The sequence below is a fragment of the Bradyrhizobium sp. DOA1 genome (assembly GCF_001593325.1).
GTDB lineage: Bacteria > Pseudomonadota > Alphaproteobacteria > Rhizobiales > Xanthobacteraceae > Bradyrhizobium.
On record NZ_JXJM01000001.1, the window covers coordinates 2545946 to 2551997 of the forward strand.

Sequence of the window (6052 nt, forward strand, 5' to 3'; positions counted from 1 at the left end):
ATGCGTGGCTGCCCAGCTAATGCTGAGGCATGCCGCTACATCTGATCAAGCTCGCCGTCGGCTGTGACTCCGTCAAGGAATTGAAGGAGTGGATCGCCGAACGGATGCAGACCGCCAAGAAGAAAGGTCTGCCGCAACGTCACGTCCACATCACCCGCATGGTGCCCAAGCGCGACGCCGAGATCCTGGCGGGCGGTTCGCTCTATTGGGTGATCAAGGGCGAGATCGCCGCGCGGGAGAAGATCATCGGCATCGAGCCGTTCCGCGACAAGGACGGCATCGGGCGCTGCCGGATCGTGATGCAGCCGAAGGTGATCTCGGTATCGCCGCGGCCGATGCGCCCGTTCCAGGGCTGGCGCTATCTCACCGACGTTTCCGTGCCGGCCGATCTCGGCAAGTCCGCCGCAGGCTCGATCGCTGCGATGCCGGAGCCGATGCGGCGCGAGCTGCGCGATCTCGGCCTGCTCTAAACCGCGATATTGTCGATCAGCCGGGTGCTGCCGAGCTTGGCCGCGACCAGGAGCCGCAACGGGCCGTCCTTGCGCGAGGTGACCGGTGCCAGCGTTGCCGCATGGCGCACCTCGAAATAATCGAGCACGAAGCCGGCCGCCTTGATCATCTCGGCGCCGCCCGCCATCGCCGGCGCGATGGCATCGCCGGCCTTGATCCGCCGCGCGCTCTCCTTCATGGCGCGGTAAAGAGTGGGGGCGGTCTGCCGCTCCTCGGGTGAGAGATAGACGTTGCGCGAGGACATCGCGAGTCCGTCGCGCTCGCGCACGGTGCGGGAGCCGATCACCCTGACGCCGAGGTCGAGATCGCCTGCCATCTGCGTGACCACCCGCAGCTGCTGGAAATCCTTTTCGCCGAAGATCGCGACATCCGGCCGGCATTGCGTGAACAGCTTGCCGACGACGGTGGCGACGCCGCCGAAGAAATGCGGCCGGAAGCGGTCCTCGAGCCCGGCCAGTGCCGGCCCTTCCGGCACGATGCGGGTGGCAAAGCCCTCCGGATACATGGCGGCGACGCCGGGATGCCAGACCACATCGACGCCCTCGGCCGCGAGCTTGGCGATGTCGGACTTCCAGGTGCGCGGATACGCGCCGAAGTCCTCCGTCGGGGCGAACTGCGTCGGGTTGACGAAGATCGACACCACGACGCGACTCGCGCGCCGCTTGGCGAGGCGGACCAGCGACACATGCCCGTCATGGAGCGCGCCCATGGTCGGGACCAGTGCGATCGTGGCCTTTCGCTTGCGGAGATTGTCGACGGCGCGGCGCAAGGCGGGGACCGTGCGAGCGATCAAGGGGCTTGAAGACATCAGAACTCGACGGGGGTTGGGAATCAGTGCGGGTGAGGCGGGCTCGACCGGCTAACCTTAACAAGCGGCGATCGTAGACGCTATGCATCCGGATGCGGCACAGCATCCCGCGCAAGGCCGCGCTGATTGTCGCGACATTGTGGCTGGACCACAGATGAATATTGGCGCCGCGATTCATCATGAGGAACGGCGCTCTGCAATTTGCATGACCTGTCACGCATTTCACTTGACCGCAGACGCAGTCAACTCGAAGATATTCGTTAGGGGTGTCGAGGATCACTATGCTTGTGCAGGCTAGCCAAGGCCAATCGGGCTCGGCGCATGTGGTCGTGCTCGGCAACGAGAAGGGCGGCTCCGGCAAATCGACCACCGCCCTGCACATCGCGGTTGCGCTTCTGAAGGCCGGTCAGCGCGTCGCCACCATCGACCTCGATTGCCGCCAGCAGAGCTTCACGCGCTACATCAGCAACCGGTCCGCCTGGGCGCGCCGTACCGACCTCCACCTCGAACTCCCGGTGCATCGCTGCATCAAGCTCGGCGAGACCATGCAGATCGCCGAGAATGAGAATTCCGAGTTCCAGCAATTCATGGAGGCGGTCTCGGCGGTCGAGAGCAGCTTCGACTTCATCGTCATCGATACGCCAGGCACCGACAGCTACCTGATGCGGCTCGCGCATTCGATGGCCGACACCTTGGTGACGCCGATCAACGACAGCTTCCTCGACTTCGACGTGCTCGGCACCGTCGATCCCACCAATTACGCGGTCACCGGGGAGAGCCATTACGCCGAGATGGTGCGCGACGTCAGGCGCAAGCGCCGCCAGCTCGACGGCGCGACCACGGACTGGATCGTCGTGCGCAATCGCCTGTCCATGCTCGGCTCCCGCAACAAGCAACTGGTCGCCGAGGGGCTGAAGGATTTGTCGCTGCGGCTCGGCTTCCGCTACGTCGACGGCTTCGCCGAGCGCGTCGTCTATCGCGAATTCTTCCCGCGCGGCCTGACCGCCCTCGACGAGATCGACGAGGCCACGCTCGGCATGCGGCCCAATCTCGGCCATCTCACCGCGCGGGAGGAGGTGACGAGCCTGCTCCGCCAACTCAAGCTGCCGCTGGACGAGCGCGGCCGCCGCCGCGCCGCCAATCGCGCCGAGTGGTTCAATCAGGTCGATAAGCCGCTCGAAGTCCACGACATCCTGGGCGCCTGAGGCCGGCGGTATATTGCTACTTCTGCTCGGTCCGCGCGGCCGTTTTGCCGCGGGAACCCGCCCGGCGCCCGACGCGTTTTCATCCGACGGTTACTGCAAATCGAACCCGATCGACACCGGTTGCGTCAGATGGGGACCTGTACCCAGACGTAGCCCTTCTGAGAACGGGGTGCTCACGAAACGCGTGCAACGCACAATGAAAGGGCTGCCAGGTCACAATATTTAGCCTTCCTGTCACGCTGCTGTGACATATATTAGGGAATAGGCGACAAGGGGACACAGAGCCCCGGAGAACACGATTTTCAACAGGGATCAGGCCGCAAGAGCCTGCGGCTGAGGACGAAAATGAAGCGTGGAATTGCCGTTCTGGTTTCCGTCAGTGCCCTCTGCGGCATCGCCTATTTCACGGCGAGCAAGTGGGCGATCAAGCACGAGACCATCACCTTCTACGACGCTTCGCGCGACAATCGTCCCGTGCCCGTCCAGGTCGCGGTGCGCCGCGACAAGGAAATGCAGGCCAATGCCGGCATGATCACGCTGCCGGTCGCCGTGATCAACCATGGCAACACCGTCAAGAACACCGAGTACGGCTTTCTCGCCAACATCTTCGCTGCGCGCGGCTACATGGTCCTGAGCCCGCAGCATGATCTGCCGACCGATCCTCCGATGGTGACCAAGCCGGGCGAGCTCTATGTCGGCCGCCTGCCGCAGATCCTGCGCGGCGTTGCCAACATTCATCTCGCGATGCAGGAGATGAAAAAGGTTCAGCCCAACGCCGACTACGACCAGGTGACCATGGTCGGCCATTCCATGGGCGGTGACATCACGATGTACTTCGCCAAGCAGTACCCGGATGAGGTCAAGAAGGTCGTCACGCTCGACAATCTGCGCGTTCCCTTCGTCACCGCGGGCAAGTTCAAGATCCTGTCGTTCCGGTCGACCGATCCTCAGTTCAAGGCCGATGCGGGCGTGATCCCCACGGACGAGGAATGCGAGAAGGCGGGCATTCAGGTCGTGAAGACCGAATTCCAGCATAACGACATGCGCGACACCGGTCCGGATGCGGCCAAGAATTCGATCCAGAGCATGCTCGACAAATTCTTGAGCATGACCGACAGCGAAGTGAGACCGGTGGATACGCAATCGTCGCCGCCCAAGATCCTCGAGCCCGGGCCGGTCGCACTGATGGCGCCCGCAAAGAGCTGACGCCTTCCTCGACATCGGCACTTTTTCCAAAAGCCTCCGCCGGCATCTGCCCGCGGAGGCTTTGCACATTGACCGGGCTCCACGTGCTCACCACATGAATCGCCCAGGCAGGATTGAGCAGAGATGTCGGGCGAACCTACCAAGCCGCGCGGTGATGCCGTCTCGACGAAGACCGGCGCGGTGCCGCAGGCCGGTACCTCGACCTCGGAGGACATTGCCGCCTTCGTCGCCAAGGCGCGCGCGCTGTCACCGCATGCGCCCGGGGCGAAAGGACGGCTGATCTTCGCGCTGGATGCGACGATGAGCCGGCAGCCGACCTGGGACATGGCCTGTGCACTCCAGGCCGACATGTTTCGCGAGACCGCGGCGCTCGGCAGTCTCGACATCCGGCTGGTCTATTATCGCGGTTTCGACGAGTGCCGCGCCACCGCGTGGATCTCCGATAGCGCGAAGCTCGCGGCGCTGATGAGCAAGATCGATTGCCGCGGCGGCGACACCCAGATCGGCAAGGTGCTGAGCGAGGCGAGGCGCGAGGCGGTCGCATCCGGCGTGCGTGCGGTGGTCTTCGTCGGCGATGCGATGGAGGAGAGGGTCGACGAGCTCTGTGCCAAGGCCGGCGAGCTCGGCATGCTCAAGGTGCCGGTGTTCGTGTTTCAGGAGGGCCATGATGCCGTGGCCGAGCAGGCCTTTCGCGAGATCGCGCGCTTGACCGGTGGGGCCTGGTGCCGGTTCGATCCCGGTGCTGCGGCGCAGCTGCGCGAGCTGTTGCGGGCCGCCGCGGCTTACGCGGCCGGCGGCCGCGACGCGCTGTTGGCATTGGCGAAGACGGCGAGCGGCGCTGCCAAGCTGATCGGCCAGATGAAGTAGCGATGGTGCGGCCGCTGCGGCGGCAGACGCGATGCATTTTGCCGGCAGGGCGACTATATTCGGGGCATGACCCTGATTGCCGGCGCCGTCGCTGTTATCACGCTTTACCTGCTGCTCCAGATGTTCCGCTCCGCCAATCCGGCGGCGTTGGCGCGCGTTCTCAAATTCGGCGGCGGGGTGTTGGCGCTGGCGGTCGCCGCGTTCACGGGCCTGCGGGGCGAGCTGGCGGTCGCGATTCCGCTCGGACTCTTCGGCGCCGGGCTGCTCGGCTGGACACCGCTGGCCAACGCGGGGTTCGGCAATGTCGGCGGGCTGTTCGGCGGCGGCGCAACGCGCCCGTCCGGACAGGCCTCGCGGGTGCGCTCGCAATTCCTCGACATGCGGCTCGACCACGACACCGGCCAATTGAACGGCCGGATCGTTGCCGGACCTCACGCCGGGCGCGATCTCGGCGACTTCGATCTCGCCGGACTGCTGGCGCTGGTGCCGGCGTTCGATGCCGAGAGCGTGGCCTTACTTGAAAGCTATCTGGACCGCCGGTTTCCCGCTTGGCGTCAGAACGCGCAAGCCGATGCGACAGGGCGGCAGCGCCGCACGGCGGCGAGCGGCAAAATGACGACGGAGGAAGCCTATCAGATCCTTGGCTTGCAGCCGGGCGCGGGGCGCGACGACATCAGCAGGGCTCACAAGTCCCTGATGAAGAAACTCCATCCCGACCAAGGGGGCTCGACGTATCTCGCTGCCCGTGTAAACGAGGCCAAGGATACTCTGCTTCGTACGCATAACGGCTAACTCCGGCACCACGCCACAAACGCCCGTACCGTGTGAGCTCCGCTTGCTCCGTTTGCCGTCGCCCCGATGCCCGCCCTTTGTCGGCGTGGTCGATCCCTTGAGCAAAGTTTTAACCGTAAATCCTTGACGAGAGGTTGTCGGGGAGCAGCCTCGGCATTGCCGCATCTCCGGAAATAAAAATGCCCGCGCAAGGCGCGGGCATTTTGTTCCGAACCGGTGAAGAGATCAGTTGCGGACGGTGATGCAGGAGATCTCGGCGCGCTTGAGGGTGCGGCAGACGGCTTCGGCCTGGTCGCGCTCAAGGCCAGCGAAGCGGGCGCGGTAGAGCTTGCGGTTGTCCTTGGCGACGACCGGCTCGGTGAATGGGTCGGCCTTGCTCAGCAGGCCGCGGGCCGAGCTGCGGGCGGCGTCGATGCGCTGCTTGGCTTCGGTTTCGCTCTCGAGCGCGCCGACCTGGACGATCCAGCCGCTGTGGGTGACGGCCGGCTTGGTCGTGGCGCTCATCTGGATCGGCTGCGGCGCCGGGTCGGCGGAAGCGAGCTTCGGAGCGGCGGGCGCGGAGGCGGTTGCGGCCGGCAGCACCCCGAGGATGCCGTTACCGGTGCCGAAGCCCGCCGGCTGGCGCGGCAGCTCGGTGCGGGCGATCTCGGCCTTCGGCGCTTCC

7 protein-coding genes are annotated in these 6052 nt (G+C 65.2%); 5 read left to right on the plus strand and 2 right to left on the minus strand.

The window, feature by feature from the left end; genetic code table 11:
- The first annotated feature begins 29 nt into the window (after positions 1 to 29).
- Positions 30 to 470 carry a DUF1489 family protein gene (locus SE91_RS12055; RefSeq protein ID WP_061847754.1) on the plus strand — a complete coding sequence of 147 codons (441 nt, stop codon included), beginning with the start codon at positions 30 to 32 and terminating at the stop codon, positions 468 to 470.
- Here SE91_RS12055 and panC read toward each other — a convergent pair.
- Entirely contained in the window at positions 467 to 1318 is an 852-nt protein-coding gene (panC, locus tag SE91_RS12060; protein WP_061847755.1) for a pantoate--beta-alanine ligase, read from the minus strand. The genes SE91_RS12055 and panC overlap by 4 nt on opposite strands.
- A 281-nt stretch (positions 1319 to 1599) precedes the next feature.
- Between panC and SE91_RS12065 the strand changes: the two genes are divergently transcribed.
- From SE91_RS12065 to SE91_RS12080, 4 genes are all read left to right on the plus strand, one after another.
- Complete coding sequence (locus SE91_RS12065) at positions 1600 to 2523, plus strand: division plane positioning ATPase MipZ (RefSeq protein ID WP_061847756.1); 924 nt, start codon at positions 1600 to 1602, stop codon at positions 2521 to 2523.
- Positions 2524 to 2868: 345 nt separating this feature from the next.
- Positions 2869 to 3729 carry an alpha/beta fold hydrolase gene (locus SE91_RS12070; protein ID WP_008548666.1) on the plus strand — a complete coding sequence of 287 codons (861 nt, stop codon included), beginning with the start codon at positions 2869 to 2871 and terminating at the stop codon, positions 3727 to 3729.
- A gap of 123 nt (positions 3730 to 3852) precedes the next feature.
- Entirely contained in the window at positions 3853 to 4596 is a 744-nt protein-coding gene (locus SE91_RS12075) for a vWA domain-containing protein (RefSeq protein WP_061847757.1), read from the plus strand.
- A 66-nt stretch (positions 4597 to 4662) separates the two neighbouring features.
- Positions 4663 to 5388 carry a DnaJ domain-containing protein gene (locus SE91_RS12080; protein ID WP_008548662.1) on the plus strand — a complete coding sequence of 242 codons (726 nt, stop codon included), beginning with the start codon at positions 4663 to 4665 and terminating at the stop codon, positions 5386 to 5388.
- Between the two features lie 225 nt (positions 5389 to 5613).
- Here SE91_RS12080 and SE91_RS12085 read toward each other — a convergent pair.
- A partial coding sequence (locus SE91_RS12085) for an SPOR domain-containing protein (protein ID WP_197489456.1) occupies positions 5614 to 6052 on the minus strand: 439 nt, incomplete at its 5' end.

Excerpts from the sequence above, each read along its gene's own strand:
- SE91_RS12080 (WP_008548662.1), top strand. The coding sequence starts at position 4,663 with ATGACCCTGATTGCCGGCGCCGTCGCTGTTATCACGCTTTACCTGCTG.
- SE91_RS12065 (WP_061847756.1), top strand. The coding sequence starts at position 1,600 with ATGCTTGTGCAGGCTAGCCAAGGCCAATCGGGCTCGGCGCATGTGGTC.
- panC (WP_061847755.1), bottom strand. The coding sequence starts at position 1,318 with ATGTCTTCAAGCCCCTTGATCGCTCGCACGGTCCCCGCCTTGCGCCGC.
- SE91_RS12070 (WP_008548666.1), top strand. The coding sequence starts at position 2,869 with ATGAAGCGTGGAATTGCCGTTCTGGTTTCCGTCAGTGCCCTCTGCGGC.
- SE91_RS12055 (WP_061847754.1), top strand. The coding sequence starts at position 30 with ATGCCGCTACATCTGATCAAGCTCGCCGTCGGCTGTGACTCCGTCAAG.
- SE91_RS12075 (WP_061847757.1), top strand. The coding sequence starts at position 3,853 with ATGTCGGGCGAACCTACCAAGCCGCGCGGTGATGCCGTCTCGACGAAG.